15 protein-coding genes are annotated in these 19,899 nt (G+C 37.1%); 7 read left to right on the plus strand and 8 right to left on the minus strand.

The features are described from left to right. Positions 1-62 precede the first annotated feature (62 nt). The 6 genes from recR to trpA all read left to right on the plus strand — a co-directional run bounded on the left by recR (position 63) and on the right by trpA (position 5,336). Positions 63-680, plus strand: a complete 618-nt coding sequence (gene recR / locus FBD94_RS03380; RefSeq protein WP_136879057.1) for a recombination mediator RecR — start codon at positions 63-65, stop codon at positions 678-680. A gap of 5 nt (positions 681-685) precedes the next feature. Continuing rightward, on the plus strand, positions 686-1,501 hold the full coding sequence (locus FBD94_RS03385; protein ID WP_136879058.1) for an SDR family oxidoreductase: 816 nt from the start codon (positions 686-688) through the stop codon (positions 1,499-1,501). A gap of 219 nt (positions 1,502-1,720) precedes the next feature. Then, the gene (gene trpD, locus FBD94_RS03390) at positions 1,721-2,710 is read left to right on the plus strand and encodes an anthranilate phosphoribosyltransferase (RefSeq protein WP_136879059.1); all 990 of its coding nucleotides are present in this window, start codon (positions 1,721-1,723) and stop codon (positions 2,708-2,710) included. A gap of 36 nt (positions 2,711-2,746) precedes the next feature. Beyond that, positions 2,747-3,385: a phosphoribosylanthranilate isomerase gene (locus FBD94_RS03395; protein ID WP_136879060.1), complete on the plus strand. Its 639-nt coding sequence runs from the start codon at positions 2,747-2,749 to the stop codon at positions 3,383-3,385. Then, positions 3,382-4,563, plus strand: coding sequence for a tryptophan synthase subunit beta (gene trpB / locus FBD94_RS03400; RefSeq protein WP_136879061.1), 1,182 nt, complete (start codon positions 3,382-3,384; stop codon positions 4,561-4,563). Before FBD94_RS03395 ends, trpB begins: the two co-directional genes overlap by 4 nt. A gap of 5 nt (positions 4,564-4,568) precedes the next feature. Beyond that, a complete protein-coding gene (gene trpA / locus FBD94_RS03405; RefSeq protein ID WP_136879062.1) occupies positions 4,569-5,336 on the plus strand; it encodes a tryptophan synthase subunit alpha in 768 nt (255 codons plus the stop codon). Here trpA and nhaA read toward each other — a convergent pair. Further along, positions 5,326-6,510 carry a Na+/H+ antiporter NhaA gene (gene nhaA / locus FBD94_RS03410; protein ID WP_136879063.1) on the minus strand — a complete coding sequence of 395 codons (1,185 nt, stop codon included), beginning with the start codon at positions 6,508-6,510 and terminating at the stop codon, positions 5,326-5,328. The two genes, trpA and nhaA, sit on opposite strands and share 11 nt — an antisense overlap. A 29-nt stretch (positions 6,511-6,539) precedes the next feature. Beyond that, on the minus strand, positions 6,540-7,160 hold the full coding sequence (locus FBD94_RS03415) for an L-threonylcarbamoyladenylate synthase (protein WP_131609732.1): 621 nt from the start codon (positions 7,158-7,160) through the stop codon (positions 6,540-6,542). A gap of 78 nt (positions 7,161-7,238) precedes the next feature. Between FBD94_RS03415 and FBD94_RS03420 the strand changes: the two genes are divergently transcribed. Then, complete coding sequence (locus tag FBD94_RS03420; protein WP_131609734.1) at positions 7,239-8,906, plus strand: FMN-binding glutamate synthase family protein; 1,668 nt, start codon at positions 7,239-7,241, stop codon at positions 8,904-8,906. Between the two features lie 72 nt (positions 8,907-8,978). Here the strand turns inward: FBD94_RS03420 and asnS are convergent, their stop codons facing one another. The 6 genes from asnS to FBD94_RS03450 all read right to left on the minus strand — a co-directional run bounded on the left by asnS (position 8,979) and on the right by FBD94_RS03450 (position 19,818). Then, positions 8,979-10,427 carry an asparagine--tRNA ligase gene (gene asnS, locus FBD94_RS03425; protein WP_136879064.1) on the minus strand — a complete coding sequence of 483 codons (1,449 nt, stop codon included), beginning with the start codon at positions 10,425-10,427 and terminating at the stop codon, positions 8,979-8,981. 443 nt (positions 10,428-10,870) lie between these two features. After that, positions 10,871-13,324, minus strand: coding sequence for a TonB-dependent receptor domain-containing protein (locus tag FBD94_RS03430; RefSeq protein WP_136879065.1), 2,454 nt, complete (start codon positions 13,322-13,324; stop codon positions 10,871-10,873). A 231-nt stretch (positions 13,325-13,555) separates the two neighbouring features. Continuing rightward, the gene (gene sucC / locus FBD94_RS03435) at positions 13,556-14,749 is read right to left on the minus strand and encodes an ADP-forming succinate--CoA ligase subunit beta (protein ID WP_131609740.1); all 1,194 of its coding nucleotides are present in this window, start codon (positions 14,747-14,749) and stop codon (positions 13,556-13,558) included. 167 nt (positions 14,750-14,916) lie between these two features. Further along, a complete protein-coding gene (locus tag FBD94_RS03440; RefSeq protein ID WP_136879066.1) occupies positions 14,917-17,727 on the minus strand; it encodes an MSEP-CTERM sorting domain-containing protein in 2,811 nt (936 codons plus the stop codon). Further along, entirely contained in the window at positions 17,711-18,244 is a 534-nt protein-coding gene (gene xrtK, locus FBD94_RS26550; RefSeq protein ID WP_136879067.1) for an exosortase K, read from the minus strand. Before xrtK ends, FBD94_RS03440 begins: the two co-directional genes overlap by 17 nt. Positions 18,245-18,249: 5 nt before the next feature. Further along, complete coding sequence (locus FBD94_RS03450; protein WP_136879068.1) at positions 18,250-19,818, minus strand: DUF4153 domain-containing protein; 1,569 nt, start codon at positions 19,816-19,818, stop codon at positions 18,250-18,252. Between the last annotated feature and the right edge of the window lie 81 nt (positions 19,819-19,899).

Here is a 19,899-nt window from a genome sequence, read left to right on the forward strand (position 1 = left end):
TTTTAGCAACTAAATGTAAGAAACCATCATGAGTTTACACAGATAAAATATAAATTTGTACCATGAATTTTTCTTCTAAGCTGCTTGAAGACGCTGTTAATGAATTTTCTAAGTTGCCGGGTGTGGGACAAAAAACGGCACTGAGGCTGGTATTGCATCTTTTGAATAAGGAACAGGAAGAAGTTGATCATTTTGGAAATTCAGTAATAAGGCTTAGAAAAGAAATAAAGCACTGCGGTGTGTGTCATAATATTTCCGACCATAACATTTGCGACATCTGTACGGCCAATAAAAGGGATAAAGATGTCATTTGTGTGGTCGAGGATACACGAGATGTAATGGCTGTGGAGAATACCGGTCAGTACTTTGGTGTATATCATGTGCTGGGTGGACTGATATCGCCTATGGACGGTGTAGGGCCTTCTGATCTTTTTATCGACTCTTTGGTGCAACGTGTGGCTACAACTCCCGTAAAGGAGGTTATTCTGGCCCTAAGCGCAACAATGGAAGGCGATACAACCCTCTTTTACTTATATAAAAGACTTAAGGATTTTCAAATTCCAATAACAACTATCGCCAGGGGAATTGCTTTTGGTGGTGAGTTGGAGTATGCTGATGAGATTACGCTAGGGCGGTCTATTGTTACCCGTGTGCCTTATCACAACTCATTAATTAAATAACCCGTATGGATTTTAAGAATAAAGTAATTATAGTTACCGGTGCGTCATCGGGTATAGGTAAAGCTTGTGCAGAAGAGTTTGCAAAACGAGGAGCTAATCTGGTACTGGCAGCCAGACAATACGTAACACTCTGTGAAATTACTTCCGATCTGGAGAAAAGGTATGACATAAAAGCTGTAGCTGTGCAAACAGATGTGAGTAAGGAAGAGGATTGTAAGTTGTTGATAAAACAAGCTTTAATCACATTTGATAGGATTGATATTTTGATCAATAACGCGGGCTTATCGATGCGTGCGCTGTTTAATGAACTGGATCTTTCAGTATTGAAAAATCTGATGGATGTGAATTTTTGGGGTACAGTATATTGTACTAAATACGCCTTGCCGGAAATTCTGAAAGCAAAAGGAAGTATCGTAGGTGTATCTTCAATAGCAGGTTATCGTGGTTTACCTGGTCGTACTGGATATTCTGCTTCAAAATTCGCTATGAATGGATTTATGGAATCTTTGCGGACAGAGTTGTTAAAGACTGGTGTGCACGTAATGGTCGCCTGTCCAGGTTTTACGGCTTCTAACATTCGGGTAACGGCTTTGGCTAAAGACGGAGCATCGCATGGAGAGACCAGCATGGAGGAAGGAAAGATGATGAGTGCCGATACTGTAGCGCATACTATTGTTGATGGTATTGCTGCACGTAAACGTACATTGATTATGACTGGACAAGGAAAATTGACGGTTTGGATCAATAAATTATTGCCTGCATTGGCTGATAAGCTGGTTTTCAACCATTTTACCAAAGAGAAAAACGCACTCATCAAATAATTTTTTTTAAGAAACATTTGTTCCTTTGCAAAAGGAATTCCATATTTGCCTTAATGATACTAACAAACGGACTTAATAACTGGTGGTGGCACAACGCAAATGCGTAGTGTAACCCTGTATTGAACGTTTTTATTTTATATAATAATATTTGAGGGTTGCTTTAAGGCAACCTTTTTTGTTTTACAACCTTTTTTACAAAATCGTTTTTGAAGTCATACCATGAAGAAAATACTTAATCACCTGTTTGAAAACAAGACTTTTAGCAGAGCAGAAGCGCAAAGAATTTTAACGGCTATTGCAATGGGAGAGTTTAATACTTCGCAGATTGCTGCATTCATTACGGCCTATGGTATGCGTAATATAACCGTTGAAGAATTGCAGGGGTTTAGAGATGCAATGCTTGATTTATGTATAAAATTGGACTTTTCTGATTTTGAACTGGTCGATCTTTGTGGTACTGGTGGTGATGGTAAAGATACTTTTAACATTTCTACACTAGCCTCGTTTATTACGGCTGGAGCTGGTTATAAAGTTGCTAAGCACGGTAATTACGGCGTTTCATCGGGTTGCGGGTCGTCCAATGTGATGGAATACCTCGGATATTCATTTACCAATGATCAGAATGTATTAAAAAGAAGTCTGGATCAGGCTGGTATCTGCTTCATTCACGCGCCTTTGTTTAATCCCGCAATGAAAACTGTTGCACCTATCCGTAAGGAATTGGGCGTAAAAACGTTTTTCAATATGCTAGGACCAATGGTTAATCCCGCTCAACCTAAAAACCAAATTGTAGGCGTTTTTAGTCTGGAGTTGGCACGATTATATGCTTATTTATATCAGGACACAGATAAAAATTATACCATATTACATGCTGTTGATGGTTTTGATGAGGTTTCTTTAACCTGTGATATTAAAACTTTCAGTAAAAAAGGCGAAGCCTTGCTAAAAGTAACTGATTTGGGATTTGATCAAATCTCGGAAGATCGGATTAAAGGCGGGGATACTGTTGAGTCATCTGCCAAGATATTTATGAATGTGTTAAATGGTAAGGGGACTGATGAACAGAACAGTGTAGTGCTGTGTAATGCTGCTTTGGCCATACAGACCATTGATGATACCAAGACTTTTGCAGATTGCTTTTATGAAGCCGAGGGTTCTTTGATGGGAAAAAAAGCATTGAATAGCTTTAAAAAACTAACAGGAAGATAAACCAATTCAAGTATAACGAAGGCATAAATTAAACAAATGGACGTTAAACTAAAAATATGCGGAATGAGACTGCCTGATAATATACAGGCTGTTACCACCTTGCAACCCGATTATTTAGGCTTTATCTTTTATAGAGGGTCTAAACGCTTTGTGGATGGTTTAACACCTTCCTTTGTTAAAAATTTACCCGCTGGTATCAGGCGGACAGGTGTTTTCGTAAATGAAGAGTTGGATAGGGTGGCTCAGCTGGCAGTTTTGTATGGGTTAAATGCTGTTCAGTTGCATGGGCAGGAACCTGTAAAATATTGTATCGCCCTAAAGGGACTGCTTGCGGATACGGGTATAGCGCTGATAAAAGCATTTGGTGTGGATGAGCAATTCGATTTCGATACTTTAAACGCCTATGCAAATGTGGCCGATTACTTTTTGTTTGATACACAAACTCCGGATCATGGTGGTTCTGGTAAAGTGTTTAACTGGTCGCTCCTTGAAAACTATAAATTAAGTAAACCTTATTTTTTAAGTGGAGGCATAGGACCGGATAGTATAGAGCAATTGAAACAAATAAATGATTCCCGTTTGTATGCCATCGATATCAACAGCAGGTTTGAGCTGGCACCGGGATTAAAGGATATAGATAAATTGAATGATTTTAAGCATAAACTAGCAATATGAGTTATTTTGTAAATGATAAAGGTTATTATGGAGATTTTGGTGGAGCGTATATCCCCGAAATGCTTTATCCCAATGTAGAAGAGTTGAGACAGAATTACCTTAAAATAATTGGTGATGAATCCTTTCAGCAGGAATTTCATCAGCTGCTTAAAGATTACGTTGGCCGGCCTTCTCCTTTGTATTTGGCTAAACGGTTGTCTGAAAAATACAATGCCAATATTTTTCTGAAAAGAGAGGATTTGAATCATACAGGTGCGCACAAGATTAACAATACCATTGGACAGATCCTATTGGCTGAACGTCTTGGAAAAAAACGCATCATTGCTGAAACTGGAGCAGGACAACATGGTGTCGCTACAGCCACAGTATGTGCTTTAAGAGGATTAGAGTGCGTGGTTTACATGGGCGAGATTGATATTGCACGCCAGGCTCCCAATGTAGCCAGAATGAAAATGTTGGGCGCAAAAGTGGTGCCTGCAACTTCAGGAAGCAAAACTTTAAAAGATGCAACCAATGAGGCGATGCGTGACTGGATCAACAATCCGGTAGATACGCATTATATCATCGGATCGGTGGTTGGTCCACATCCTTATCCTGATATGGTGGCCATTTTTCAGTCTATTATCTCTGAAGAAACAAAGAAACAATTGATAGAACAAACCGGAAATGATCAGCCTGATTATGTATTGGCTTGCGTAGGCGGCGGTAGCAATGCAATGGGCATGTTTTTTCATTTTATTGAAGATGAAAAAGTAAAGCTGATTGCTATTGAAGCTGGAGGTAAAGGGGTGGATACAGGTTTCTCTGCTGCTACTACGTTTTTAGGTAAAGAAGGGGTGTTGCATGGAAGCAGAAGCATTTTGATGCAAACTGAGGATGGACAAGTAGTAGAACCTCATTCTGTATCTGCAGGATTGGACTATCCTGGCATTGGCCCTCAGCATGCTCATTTGTTTAAAACAGGTCGCGCAGAATATGTTTCAATCACTGATGATGAATCCTTGCAGGCAGGTTTGCTGCTCACACAAATGGAAGGGATCATTCCTGCAATTGAGAGTGCACATGCATTGGCTTACCTGGAGAAAATGATCTTTACAGGAAAAGAAAATGTAGTGGTTTGTCTTTCGGGCAGAGGAGATAAGGATATGGATACTTACATGAAGTACTTTAATTTATAATAGTAATGAGCAGAATAAAAGAACTTTTTCAGAACAAGAAAAACATACTATCAATATACTATACAGCTGGTTATCCAGGTTTAAATGATACGATAAATATAGCGGAAGCTTTGGAGCAAGCAGGAGCCGATCTATTAGAGATTGGGTTCCCTTATTCTGATCCTGTAGCCGATGGGCCAACCATTCAGGCCAGCAGTAAGCAATCATTAGATCAGGGGATGACTTTAAAGTTGTTGTTTGAGCAACTTAAAGAGCTACGTAAAAGAGTAAGCATTCCCGTGTTGCTGATGGGCTATGTAAATCCTGTCTTACAATTTGGTGTCGAGAATTTTTGTAAAGCCTGTGTGGAAGTAGGGGTTGATGGTTGCATTGTGCCCGATCTACCCATGGTAGAGTATGAAGAATTGTATCAAACTGTATTTGAAGAAAATGGTTTGAGTAATATATTTCTGGTTACCCCACAAACTTCGCCAGAACGGATCCGCAAAATTGATGGCTTGACCAATGGTTTTGTTTACCTGATTTCTACTTCAGCCACCACAGGTCAGCAGCTGCAGGTATCAGGTAATACAGAGGATTATTTCTCCAGAATTGTAGACATGAAACTCAATAATCCAACGATGATCGGTTTTGGAATCAATAGTAAAGAAACCTTTGATAAGGCTTGTCAGTATGCCAATGGTGGAATTATAGGTAGCGCCTTTGTTAAGGCGCTTGATCCAAATGATTTAAATGGCAGCATCAAAACTTTTATGCAGAAGTTTAAGCAATAACCTCTGGACCCTTTTTACGGATTGATTTTAAAAAGATAAAACCAACAAGGCCTGATATTACAGAAGCACAAAGTACTGCAAACTTAGCTTCTGTAATATGAAGCTCATCACTAAACGATAGCAGTGAAATAAAGATAGACATGGTAAAGCCAATTCCGGCAAGCATGCCTAATCCTATAATGTGTTTCCAGCCCGATCTGGTAGGTAGGCTCCCTAGTTTAAGTTTTACGCCTATCCAGGAGAATAACGTTACTCCGATAGTTTTACCAACAAATAGCCCAATGATAATACCCAAGCCCAGTGGAGATGCGAGACCATCGATCATCTCTTTCTGAAAGGTGATATTGGTATTGGCCAACGCAAAAATAGGCATGATAAAGTAGTTTACCGGACCGTTTAGTAAATGCTCCAGCTTTTCTAATGGAGACTCTACATTGGTTTTATTGGTTGGAATTGTTAAGGCTAGCAATACACCGGCTATAGTAGCATGTATACCTGAGTGATGAATGAAATACCATAAGAATATACCAGGTATAAGATAAAAGTAGAGTGGTTTTATGTTAAAGAAGTTGAATGCTATTAATAATGCCATTACTCCGCCAGCCATTAACAGATAGTCAAAATGAACCTCATTGGTGTAAAATACGGCAATTACTAAAATAGCGCCCAGGTCATCTACAATGGCCAAAGCGGCTAAAAATACCTTTAATGAAGTAGGTACACTTTTACCAAGCATGGATATGATGGCTAGTGCAAAAGCTATATCGGTAGCCATTGGAATACCCCAGCCAGAGGCCGTAGACTCTCCTTTGTTGAATATAAAATAAATGAATGCAGGAACCAACATTCCGCCCAAAGCAGCTATTACAGGTAGCGAGGCTTTTTTTATGGAAGAGAGTTCCCCTTCTATCATTTCGCGTTTAATCTCTAAGCCGACCAGTAGAAAGAATACAGCCATTAAGGCATCATTTATCCAGGCAGATACACTGAAAGAATACGCTTGTGTGCCAAAGGTTATGCCTAAGTCTGTAGCCAATAAAGCCGAAAATGCGGGGGCGTAAGATGAGTTGGCAATGAATAGGGAAACGGCTACGCAAACAAGTAGAAATACACCACCAATTTGACCAGAGCGAAAGAAGTCTTTAAAAGCTTGTACGTTTAATAGTTTAGCCATGCAGGTAAATCTAATTATTTTGAATAAAACTATAGGAAGCTACTTAGGTCTCCTTTTCCTTCACGGATAATCTCAAAGTCGCCAGAGGTGCAATCTACCACGGTAGATGCCTCATTGTCACCATATCCACCATCAATTACCAGATCTACCAGTTCCTCATATTTTTCATGGATCAACTCAGGGTCGGTTGAATATTCAATAACCTCATCATCATCGCGTATAGAGGTTGAAAGTATGGGGTTCCCCAATTGTCTTACTATTTCTTGTGCAATTGCATTGTCGGGTACCCTTATACCTACAGTTTTTTTATTGGAGCTAAGTAGTTTGGGTACATTGTTGTTTGCATTTAAAATAAAGGTAAAAGGACCGGGTAATGCCTTTTTGAGTACTCTGAAAGTTGCTGTATCAATTGGTTTGATGAAATCAGAAATATGTCTAAGGTCAGAGCAGATAAAAGAAAAATTTGCCTTTTCAGGTTTAATGCCTCTTATCCTACATATCTTTTCAATGGCCTTATGGTTGGTGATGTCGCAACCTAAACCATACACAGTATCAGTAGGGTAAATGATTAAACCGCCCTTTTTTAACACTTCAACAATTTGTTCTATTGCTTTAGGATTTGGGTTCTCAGGATAGATTTTGATAAGCATATGTAAAATTACACAAATCTTAGGCCGAAATTGGATTATTATTGGTCAATTTGCAGGTCATTTACTAAATTGATAAGTATGAGAAAAGCATTTATCGCAATTGCTGCATTTTTAGTAGCACTAACTATTATGTTGGGACTTACTTATCCACCCTTATGGTGGATAGCCATTTTTACCGGTCCGGTTGTTTTATTAGGTATCTATGATCTTTATCAGCCTAAACATAGTATTGTAAGGAATTATCCTGTGATAGGTAGGTTAAGGTATTTGGCAGAGGATCTCAGGCCTAAAGTTTATCAGTATTTTGTAGAGAGTGATACCAACGGAAAACCTTTCAGTCGTTTAAGTCGGTCTTTGATTTATCAAAGGGCTAAAATGGACAATGATACCATACCTTTTGGAACGCAGTTGGATGTGTATGAGAATGGCTACGAGTGGTTAAGCCATAGTATTTCTGCCATTAGCCATCACGAATTGAGTTCTGATCCACGTGTATTGGTTGGTGGACCTGCTTGTTTAAAGCCTTATTCTGCCAGTATATATAATATTTCAGCTATGAGCTTCGGTTCATTAAGTCAGAACGCTATTTTGGCCTTAAATGGAGGCGCTAAGTTGGGTGGTTTTGCGCACAATACAGGTGAAGGTGGGATCAGTGATTATCATGCCAATCCAGGTGGTGATTTGATCTGGCAGATTGGAACAGGCTATTTCGGTTGCCGTAACCACGATGGTACTTTTAATCCTGAAGCATTTGGTGAACGTGCGAAATCTGATCAGGTTAAAATGATTGAAATTAAGCTTTCGCAAGGTGCTAAACCTGGTCATGGTGGAATATTGCCAGCGCGTAAAGTTACGCCCGAAATTGCAAGGATCAGGTTGGTAAAAGAAGGATTTGATGTGATTTCTCCCCCAGGACACGCTGCTTTTAAAACGCCAATTGAATTGTTGGGTTTCGTAAAACAGCTTCGTGAGTTATCAGGAGGTAAACCTATCGGTATAAAGTTGTGTATTGGTCGTAGAAGTGAGTTTTTTGCCATTTGCAAAGCGATGGTGGAGACCGGCATCTATGTAGATTTTATTACTGTGGATGGGGGTGAGGGTGGTACCGGAGCTTCTCCACAAGAGTTCTCGAATGCTGTGGGTATGCCTTTGCGAGAAGCAGTAGCTTTTGTGTATGATGTACTTGTGGGCTTTAATTTAAAACAACACATTAAAATTATATCCTCTGGTAAAGTGGCGTCAGGATTTGACCTGGTTAAAAATATTGCACTTGGTGCAGATATGTGTAATTCTGCTAGAGGGATGATGTTTGCCTTAGGTTGTATACAAGCATTGGAATGCAATAGTAATACTTGTCCAACAGGTGTTGCTACGCAAGATCCAAGTTTGATGAAAGGCTTAGTTGTAGAAGATAAGAAGGTTCGGGTATTTAACTTCCATAGGCTTACTGTGGCAAGTGCAGTTGAGTTGTTGGGTGCGGCAGGTTTACACCATACTCATCAGCTTACGCGTGCTTATATTAACCGTAGAGTAGCTCCAAATCTAATGCAATCTTATATCGAAAGTTTCCCTTATATACCAGAAGGTAGTTTGTTGCAGACGCCTTATCCGTTAAGGTTTGAATTGGGGATGGCATTGAGTACTTCTTCGAGTTTTGTGCCTACAGACTATAAGGTGTCTCTTGTGGACTATGCACATGCAAACTCTTATTCAGATCAGCTGGATGAAGGGAAGAGTAAGCCTTAAAAGAATTGCTTTGTAAACAAAATGCCCTGAGCTAAATATTAGTTCAGGGCATTTTTTTATGGTTTATTGATGTTAAAACTCTGCGTTTTTTGGGAAACGAGGGAAGGCAATTACATCTCTGATGTTCGTCATACCACTTACAAATAGAACCAGTCTTTCAAAGCCTAATCCAAAACCAGAGTGTGGGGCTGAACCAAAACGTCTGGTATCTAAAAACCACCATAATTCTTCGGTAGGAATATTTAGCTCTTCCATTCGTTGAGTCAATTTGTCCAGGCGTTCTTCTCTTTGCGAACCACCAATCATTTCACCAATTCCAGGGAAAAGAATATCCATCGCGGCCACTGTTTTTCTGCCTTGAGCGTCCGGTTCATTCTGACGCATGTAGAATGATTTTATGTCTGCAGGATAATCGGTTAAAATTACTGGTTTTTTGAAATGTTTTTCTACCAGGTAGCGCTCGTGCTCTGACTGTAGATCTGCTCCCCATTCATCAATAAGATATTTGAATTGTTTCTTTTGATTAGGTTTTGAAGACTTTAAAATCGCGATTGCTTCTGTGTAGGTTAAGCGTTCAAACTCGTTGTCTAAACAGAAATTTAACTTCTCAATCAGCGATAATTCACTGCGCTCATTTTGAGGTTTTGTTTTCTCTTCTTCCAGTAAACGGTTGTTTAAGAAATCAATTTCTTCTTTGCAATTTTTTAGCGCGTAACTAATGATATATTTCATCATGTCTTCTGCCAGTTGCATGTTGTCTTCAAGGTCAGCAAAAGCAACCTCTGGTTCAACCATCCAAAACTCAGCAAGGTGACGGGTAGTATTTGAGTTTTCGGCTCTAAAGGTAGGTCCGAAAGTGTAAATCTGTCCAAATGCCATTGCAGCTAACTCACCTTCAAGCTGTCCAGATACGGTTAGGTTAGCAGAACGTGCAAAGAAATCTTCTGAATAGTCTACCTGACCATCTTCGGTGCGAGGAGGCTTATCAAGATCTAATGTTGTTACCTTAAACATTTCACCAGCTCCTTCAGCATCTGATGCTGTAATGATCGGGGTGTGCATGTATACAAAACCTCTTTCATTATAAAACTGATGTATGGCAAAGGCTAAAGCATGGCGTACTTTAAATACCGCGTTAAATGTATTGGTGCGGAAACGTAAATGTGCAATTTCCCTTAAAAACTCTAAGCTGTGTTTTTTTGGTTGTAATGGGAATTTTTCCGGGTCGCTATCGCCTAGTATTTCAATCGAATCAGCTTTGATATCTACTCTTTGTCCTTTTCCTGCAGATTCAACGATTGTACCTTTTACTGCGATCGCAGCACCGGTTGTAATGCGTTTAAGCAATGCCTCAGGAGTATTATTAAAATCAACAACGATCTGGATGTTTCCCATGCAGGAGCCATCATTTATAGCAATGAACTGGTTGTTACGGAAAGTACGTACCCAACCCATAACGGTTACTTCTCTGTTAAACTCTTCTGTCTCGAGCAGACTTTTTACTTTTTCTCTGTGTATCATGATTTTATTATGGAGAACGTCAAAAATAAGGAAAATCATGAATAAATAACAGCTTAATATTTTAGTGTATTGTTTTAAGTGTATTTGGCTTTATTTTATTTATTTCTGTAGTTTTTGCCGTTTTGTCGTTATGTTTTGTGTGGTTTTGTGTCTTTTGTTTTTGTTTTGATGGTATTTTTGATGCGTTTTTGTCTATTTGTATTGTTTTGTGTTATTTGTTTATGATTTTATTTGTGTTTTGTTGGTGTATTTTGTGTTTATGTGTGTTTTTGTCTTGATTTTTATCAGTTTTTATGGTTTTTATTGCTATTTATTGAAAATAATATTGAATTTTATTTATTTTATTGCTTGTTTTTAGAATATATCGCTATATTTGTAATGCTCGTTTAATTTATATTTGGTTAGAGAGGCCTACATCTGGATGGATGTAGGCCTCTTATTTTTTAGCCGCCAGATTTAACTCTTTTTTCTTCTGCTTCTGAACTGCTTGAGCGCTTAGTTGCAGCTTTAATGTCTTTACTTCCGAATCGATAAGTGCAGGATAAACGAAATATCCGGCTTTCCCACCTTTCTTTGATTACATAATGTTGAGAAGGTATGGCGCTGGTGATTTTAGTTCCTTGTGTTTTAAATACATCATTTACAGCTAGCTTGATGTCCATTTTCTTATCCATCAGCGATTTTTTAACTCCAAAATCTACATTGTATTGAGGATCTAATAATAGGGTTCCAGCGACTTGTTTAGATTCGTAGTTGCCAGAAAGTTCTACATTGGTAGTTGAGTTTAAAGTAATAGTTTGAGTCGTATTCAGGTGAAAGGCAATTTTCCCACTTTCATATGGGCTACCCAAAAGATCTGGAGTTCTGTATTTATTGTAATACACATTCAGATTATTACTACTATTCCACCAATTGGTAATTTTTATTGGATAAGTGATATTCATGTTATATGAATCTTGAGTAGCGAGGTTTTCGTTGGATATAAAAATTGTTTTTTTGATTGTATCAGTTAATAAAACATTAGAAATTACGTCTGTAGTGCGGCTGTAGCCAAATGTGATGTTTAAATTCTTTTTGTATGTGTAAGACACTTCGAAGGAATTGGTGTACTGAGGTTTTAAGAAAGGGTTTCCAAATCGGTAGGAGTATAAGTCAAGATAATCCACAAATGGATTAAGAGATTCATAGTCTGGTCTATCTATTCTTCTACTGTATGAAAAACCCATATCATGATCTTTAGAAAGTGTTTGGTTTATAAAAACACTAGGAAATAGGTTGATATAATGTCTGCTTACAATCTTATTGTCTGTGATAGAGTTCCCTTTTGAATTGGTTTGTTCAGCTCTAAGTCCTAATTGTACCGATGTCATTTTAAATTTCCTGGTCAGATTACTATATACAGCATTAATATTTTCATCATATAGAAATTGATTACTCCGCTTGTTGTCGTTTATCCACTCGTTGTTCTCAAAGTTCTCGAATATGAAATTGTTGTCTGTTTTTACAAAGCTGGATTTTATACCCACTTCTAGTTTCATTTTTTTATTGATGGGGTAGGTGTAATCCGCTTTTATTGCTTTAATATTTGTTTTGGTAGGTGTAGCGTTTCTAAATAAATATGCAGGTTTTAGTGTTTGTCCCTGTGCGTCTAGGTATCGATTGTTGAAATTGTTGTTTTCCATGCCTGTATAATTTGAATAATCGGCATCGACGCTAATTTCTTGCCCCAGAGTATCAATTGTTCCTTTGTAATTCAGGTTGTAAGAGATACCAGTGTATTTGTAGTGATTTGGATTTTTTGCCACTACTGAGGAGTCTGTTTTTGAGGGCTGGTCGCCAATTAAGGTTAATACATCAGATGCGTTTTTACCATCGCTTTTATAGCCATTAAATGAAAAGCCTATTGTGTTTTTGTCATTTATAAAGTAGTCAATGCCACCTTTATAGTTGATATTGTTTCTGATTCTTAAATTGTAATTGGTTTGATCAAAATATGTTTTGTTAGTCGCTGTATTGTTAGTTCGCATAATATCAGTACCACTATACCTCTTATTGCGTCCATAATAAAAGTTTCCGAAAATATTAAACTTTTTCTCCCGATGATTTAAGGTTAATCCACCATTAGCCTTGTAATATTTCCCATATCCTAAGCCGGCATCTACAGCCCCATTGGTGCCGTAGTTTTGGTTCTTTTTTAACTTGATGTTTATAATCCCTGAATTACCTGCAGCATCATATTTTGCTGAAGGGTTAGGAATCAATTCAATAGATTGGATAGCACTTCCTTCTGTGGTGCGCAATAGATTGGCTAATTGCTCTGAGGATAGATAAGTAGGCTTGCCGTCAAGCATAATGTTTACCCCTTGCTTGCCTTTCAGACTAACCTTTCCGTCTTTATCCACAGTTACACCAGGTAGTTTCTCCAGGATGTCAAGTGCGGAGTTACCCGTGGTTAGGGTGCTGTTTTCCACATTAATTACAGTTTTATCGATCATGCGCTCTATTAACGGTTTTTGTCTCAGAATTTCAACACCTTTTAGTTGTTTGCTGTCCTGATTTAGTTGTGTAGCATCAAGTTTATGTGATTGATTTGTGGCTGTAATGGTATAAGGACCTTTATAAGCTTTTTTGTAGCCAACTACATAGATAGCGATCAGATAAGCACCCTGTTTGATGGTTGTTAGTAGATAGTTGCCGCTGTCATTGCTTAGTGTTCCTTTTACTAATGTCGAATCCTTGGCATTTAATAGGCTAACAGAAGCATATGGAAATGCGGCTTGTTTTTCATCCAGTACTTTGCCTGCTATTTCACCTGTAAGATTGATTCCTTGTGCATTTGCATTGCTTAAAGAAAAAAGAATAGTGAATAGGATGGTGAAGGGTATAGTCGTTTTCATAACTAGCGGATTTGTGTTGTCGGATTATCTAAATCAGATATTATTAAGACATCATTAATCCGAATACGTTGCAGTAGTTAGAAGGAAATAGACAAACGTTAAGAAATGAACGACCAGCTAGCCCATTGTCTCGACGAAATGGAGGGAATTGTGTTGATTTTTTGAGACAAAAAAAAGCTACCCCTTGTGGAGGTAGCTTTTTTAATATGATTACGGTAAAAAACCGTTGTATTAGTTTGCTAATACTTTAGTTACTAAGTCAGAAGCATCTTGCAATGCGATAGCTGAGTAAACTTTCAATCCTGACTCATCGATCAGTTTTTTGGCTTCTACAGCATTTGTACCTTGTAGACGGCAGATGATAGGAACCGGAACATCACCGATTTCATTATAAGCATCAATAACACCTTGTGCAACACGGTCACAACGAACAATACCACCAAAGATGTTAATTAAGATGGCTTTTACATTTGGATCCTTAAGGATAATGTTAAAACCAGCTTTAACAGTTTGTGCATTTGCAGTTCCACCTACATCAAGGAAGTTAGCAGGCTCACCACCAGCAATTTTAATGATGTCCATAGTCGCCATAGCTAAACCAGCACCATTAACCATACAACCAACGTTACCGTCAAGTTTTACATAGTTAAGGTTTGATTCACTTGCTTCTACGTCAGTAGGATCTTCTTCCAATTTATCACGCATTGCTGCGTAGTTCGGATGACGGAACAAAGCGTTTTCATCTAAATCTACTTTAGCATCAACGGCGATGATTTTATCATCAGATGTTTTTAATACAGGGTTGATTTCAAACATAGCAGAATCAGTGCTGTCGTATGCTTTATAAAGAGCGGTAACAAATTTTACCATTTCTTTATGAGCGCCACCGCTTAAACCTAAGTTGAAAGCGATTTTACGTGCCTGAAATCCTTGCAAACCAACTTTAGGGTCGATTTCTTCTTTGAAGATCAAGTGTGGAGTGTGTTCAGCAACCTCTTCAATGTCCATTCCACCTTCGGTAGAGTACATGATGATGTTTCTTCCGGTTGAACGGTTTAACAACACACTAACATAAAATTCTTTGGTTTCTGAAGCTCCTGGATAGTAAACATCCTGCGCAACTAAAATTTTGTTAACCTTCTTTCCTTCAGGACCGGTTTGAGGAGTTACCAATTGCATACCTAAAATAGCGGTAGCTCTTTCTCTCACCTCATCCAGGTTTTTGGCTAATTTTACGCCTCCACCTTTACCGCGTCCACCAGCGTGGATTTGAGCTTTAATCACAACCCAGTCAGAATTGTAATCGGTTTTCATTTTTTTAGCAGCTTCTACAGCCTGCTCTACCGTGTCGGCTACTACACCTTCTTGTACGGCTACTCCAAAACTTTTAAGTATTTCTTTACCTTGATATTCGTGGATATTCATTATGCTGAAAAAATTTGTTCAAATCTACAACTTCAAAAGCCTTTAAACAAATAGCGATTGCGTTTTTTTAGAAATGAAAGGTTTAATTCTACATAAACTTCCCTTGCAGAACCCCACTCACGATTTGAGTAGGGTTTAGACAGAATCTAACAACTGTTTTGCAAGGGCTAGGGAGCATAAAAAATAGTTTTTTTGAATCTGTAGATGGAAATAGCCAATAATAAGGCCATCAAAAGATACAGGTTTGGTTCAGCCATACTTTGAGTTTCTTCATCAGGATCCAGATTTTTATTCCCGGATAGAATCTGCTTTTGCTTTTTTAATAAAGCCATCTTTTGTGCTTTATTTTCTACAACGATAAATGAAGTCGACGGAGATAATATTCCGCTTATTATGCTTTGTTTAACCAGTTTAAAATGAGAATGGTTAGATGGACTCGGATTTAAGGTGTTTCTAATCCAAATGCCTTGAAGGTTTAAGCCGGAAATCCATGATTTTTTTTTGGTTTGTGGCTCATCAGTATTGGTTTTAGTGCCAATGACTATAGAAGGCTGATTATCATTTGGTAAATAAGCAATGGGATTTTTAGCATTTGGCCAGGCATATACTGGAATTGAATTTGAGACTGTTGTGGCCGAAGATAGTCTTGACTTTGGATTTGTACTTAAAGTATGTATCCATAGTTTATGGTTATCATCTAGCTCGTAGAAGTTTGAATTTTCGGGATATGTTATTTTAAAATCTGAAAAGTCATTTTGCACAATTGCGTTTTCTAAGCTATTGGTAAGTACAATCATGATTGGAAATGTACAATCGTTATTTTTGTAGTTATTCGCCAGAATTTTTTTAATAGTGCCTTCAAGATAAAATCCACCGGCAAATGGCTGCCTGCTTAGCTTGGTTTTCCAACCTTCGCTCATTAGACTTTCAGTAGAATAGGAATTTGTCAGCTGAAGTCTGATATCCTCTTTTTTAATGTGATTGTTGATTATAAAATTCTCAATTCTAGTGCAGTAACTTCTAATGTTTTTTGCTTTGTCTTTAGAGACGTCAATAATTAAATGGTATATGGGCTTGCGCTTAACCAATTGTAATTTGATTTTTTCATTTGCAGGTATATAAAAAGTATTGTTAATTGTTTCCGCCTTAGTGGGATTATTAGGGCGGGTATTGCCCATGGAAACAGTTTCTCCATCAAAATTTAAAGTAACGGGCTCTTTATGAATAAAAGTTATCCCACTTTTTCTTACTTCTTTGGCTGCGAATGGAAATATTTTAAATGCAATTTTATTTCCTGTCAGATAGTATAAAATTCCGGGGTCGCGGTTCTCATTTCTAATCTGCGAAAAAATCCAAAGCGCTGATTTTTTTTCGGCCAGTATTCCGTGTTCTCTTCTATTCTCGATATCAAGGTAGTAATTGCTAATCCAGCATCCTTCAGGTAAAGTAAATTCTGTTTCATAGCTAGCTAAGTTTGTTGAATCAGGATTTGTTAATTCTAAATCTATCGAACTTATCCATGCTTGTTGTTTTTCATCAAATATGCTCGTGCTTTTTACTTTCGATAGCTTAATTGTGCTAATGAAGCTATTTTGAACAGCAGTTGTTTGTTTGATCGTTTCCCCAAAAAATACCTGCTCTAAAGTGTTAATTTTTACGTCAGATAAAATCATGTTGTTTAAGACGAGCCAATTATAGTATGGGGTGATAAAAGGCGTGTTGTCATTAGAAAAGGATGTGTCGCGACCTTTATTTTGCTTGATAATCGTCAGTACATTAGATAGTGATTCTCGATCAACAGAATAGCTTTTCGAGTAATCAGGACTATAAACATATTCCAATGCATTGTTTAAAATTATTTTATCTCTCAAATTAAAGCACGTAATAGTAAGTGGTATGGTACTTAAAAAGGCAATGATTCCGATAGTAATTTTTGTTAGAGAATAGTTTTGTTTTAGATATTGGAGCTCTTTGTAAAGCTCATTAGTTTGAAGAATGAACAAAAATAAAGGGGCTAGCATCAAAAAGCCTATTCCTATAGCGATAACAGCGATAATGGCAAGCGGTAAATAAGGTAGGAATATTAAGAAGAAGTAAATGGTATAAGGAAAACAGATTAACAATCCAAAAAAGCGAATTAAACGATAGATGTTATTTTTAAATGGTGGCAAACAAACTAGTATTCCATTTATGCTAGCAATAATGTAAAACCAAGGATGTTTAAAGTTTCCAAAAATGGATTCGCCTAATCCATATTTCATTGAAATTAGACCGTTGTTAAAGCAAAGTCCAAGTAAAGGCAACCCTAAAGCAATGATTATTTTCCAATAAATAGCGTGTTTTAATAGCCAATCTGATTGTAAGTTGGTTAAGTTGTAAATCGCTCTACAAATGAAGAATAAAAATAATGTCGATGCTACTATAGATAAGATGATTAAGATATGGGTTCCAAAAGAATTTTCTGGATTTTGCCATAGCGGTAGAATAATTTGAATAAACAAGTAACTAGCTATTGGAACCGATATTCCGTATATAAAGTTGTGCCATATATTGATTGTTTTAGGTTTGGGGCTTGAAAGAACAACCAATACAAAAAGAGCATGCGCCAAAGTTGGCATTAAAAAAGTTCCAGGATAAAAGATGGCTTCTGAAGATATCATCCAATTTGGAATATTGTTTGGGATAACTATGTTGCTGTATTCTGCATAACAATAGAGCAAAGAAATATAGAAAACCAGAGCTAACAGGGCATAAAGTATAGAAATGTTCTTTTTCTTAATCACGCAAAAAATGATGTAGCCTAATTGAAGACAGGTTAAAGTGATTAGGGCTAAAGAAAATTTACACCATAAAGTCTTACTTTCAGCAGTTAAAAGACCTTCAATGATTTTATAATTGCTAAAAAAAATTATAAGCAATACCGTTACAGGGAGGATGTTTATTAACAATAACCACCTTGAATTAAGCAAGTTTTTCATTTATAGGAGAATATTTGGTGAGCAGATAATTCAGTGTTTTATAGAATAGAATGAGAAAAAATAGGTATACAAATGTTCCTTCTGCCTGATGCAACCAGGTGCCAACTTGTAGCTGAGGTTTTATCAACTTATTTAGGAGAATGGCGATGATGATTCTTGAGGTATTTACAAATAGTGTAAGGATCCAACTTAACAAAAGGCTTAAGGGGATTAAAAGGTACTTGCTCCTTCTACTGTGAAAATGATTTATACTAATAAAATAACCTATAATGAAGCTGAGAATTAAGAAATTAAATCCAGAGCAGGACTTCTCTATTAAGATGTTAAGATCTTGATGGAAGTATCCTAAACCATTTAAAAATGATCCTTGCGAATTTGTTAGGACTGAAATAATTTTGTCGGTAGGCAACAAGATGAAAAATAAATCATTTGCATCCATTTGAGTATATGCAATTTTGAATATTCCAAAGAGCAGAATTCCCAAGGCATAAAAAAAACTGTTTTTTGATATGTCCATATCTTTTATTCCTTATTCAGTCCAAAGTACTTCGCTGTGTTCCAATCTGGCATATTCCAGGATAACCAGCTTACTTTTTGATACCGCTCGGCGAAGTAACCGATTCGGCGATCAAGCCGTCTTTGAAATTTGTCATTTTGTGTAAGCAATACAGTCTTTGGATTTTTTAGATCCGGGATCGAAGTCGCGTATAGTTTAGACCTGTTTTTATCTAAAATTGGTAGTGTTTTATCTGATAATGAAAACAGGTAGTCAAGATCGATACCAGAAGAGTTTGTATGATTGATATTGTATTTTGCAATGAGTACATCCCAGTTTATAGTACTAAAAAGGAGTAACAAGGCAAACCATAAGTGTCCATTGATCTTAAATAGATAAAAAAGTGTTTTTTGTTTGGCAATTTTAATGTAGACTGTGGTTAGTCCAATAACACAAAGTATAGCAAATACCAATACACCAATTCTTTTATGCGTTAAACCTTGATATTCGATATAATAACCATCACGGATAAATACGGAGATGATGAGGATGAAATTCTGGATCATCCAGGCGAAAGCCAGGGCTTTTAAGGTTTTGCTTTTGCTGTAAAAATTTAGGTTTCCTCTAAAAAAATAGAGAATTACCGCCATTGCCATGATAATGCTGAAAATTAATGCATTAGTTCCCTGATGTAAATCCGCAGAAAAGTTACCTGAAGGTTTATAACCTAGCCATAATGTGGTAATATCAATTAGGTTTACGGATAGCAATAAAAGATTTAAAGCTACAAATGAAATGATGCCCGTGATGTATTCAGTTTTAAGCGCTAGTTTTTTAGTCAACAAATTAGGGCTGAATATCTGAATCATTTCACGCCATATTGTATGACGATTGGGGTCTTTTCTGATCCTATCTAATTTTTCCGTGCATTTTGATTCGGCTTTTTCCAAATTATGATTGAAAAAAGTAAAGACTAAACCACCAGTTACTATCGCTCCAAGACAGAAGTGTAGAAAGCGAACTAGCGTGATGTCTTTGAAAAAGAAACTAAAGATGTTACCTAGAAAGTTGGATATATTTAAGACGAAGGTATCCACGTAATGTGCAAAAACTTCATTTGCCACCATGTAAATAACGGTGAAAAACGTGACTATTATTATTGGAATGAAAACATATTTGGCAAATTTTAAAATCGGTTTCAGATTAAATTTACCAATACTAACTGTCGCTAAACTTTGAATAAAGTTAAATGGTAGTGTAATAAATTGCAAAGCGGTCGCAATAACGGCGGTAAATACAGTTCTGATTTGGGGGTAGTGGCTAAAACCGACGAACAAAATTAAGCTGATGTAATAACTGACAATTGTCAAATCAGAATTGTTAATAACCACTAAAATTGCCGCTAACAGATGTGCGGTTGCATAGATCTTAAACTTGTAGCTTTTGGTAATATCCTTATTGAAATAGGTGATGGTAAGGATGTAGAGGCTATAAATTAAAAGATTCAATGCTAATCTTTCTGTCCAAAACAGATAGTTGAACAATAATCCCCCAAAAAAGGTTGATAGGACTAAGAAGTTAGATTTATTTTTCATCAGAATATAATTTGATTTTTAATGGTTATGAAGCTATCATGAGTAATATTTGTTGCTGTTTGCGAGAGTTTACTCATGATG

It is taken from the genome of Pedobacter hiemivivus, from assembly GCF_005144565.1.
Lineage (GTDB): Bacteria > Bacteroidota > Bacteroidia > Sphingobacteriales > Sphingobacteriaceae > Pedobacter > Pedobacter hiemivivus.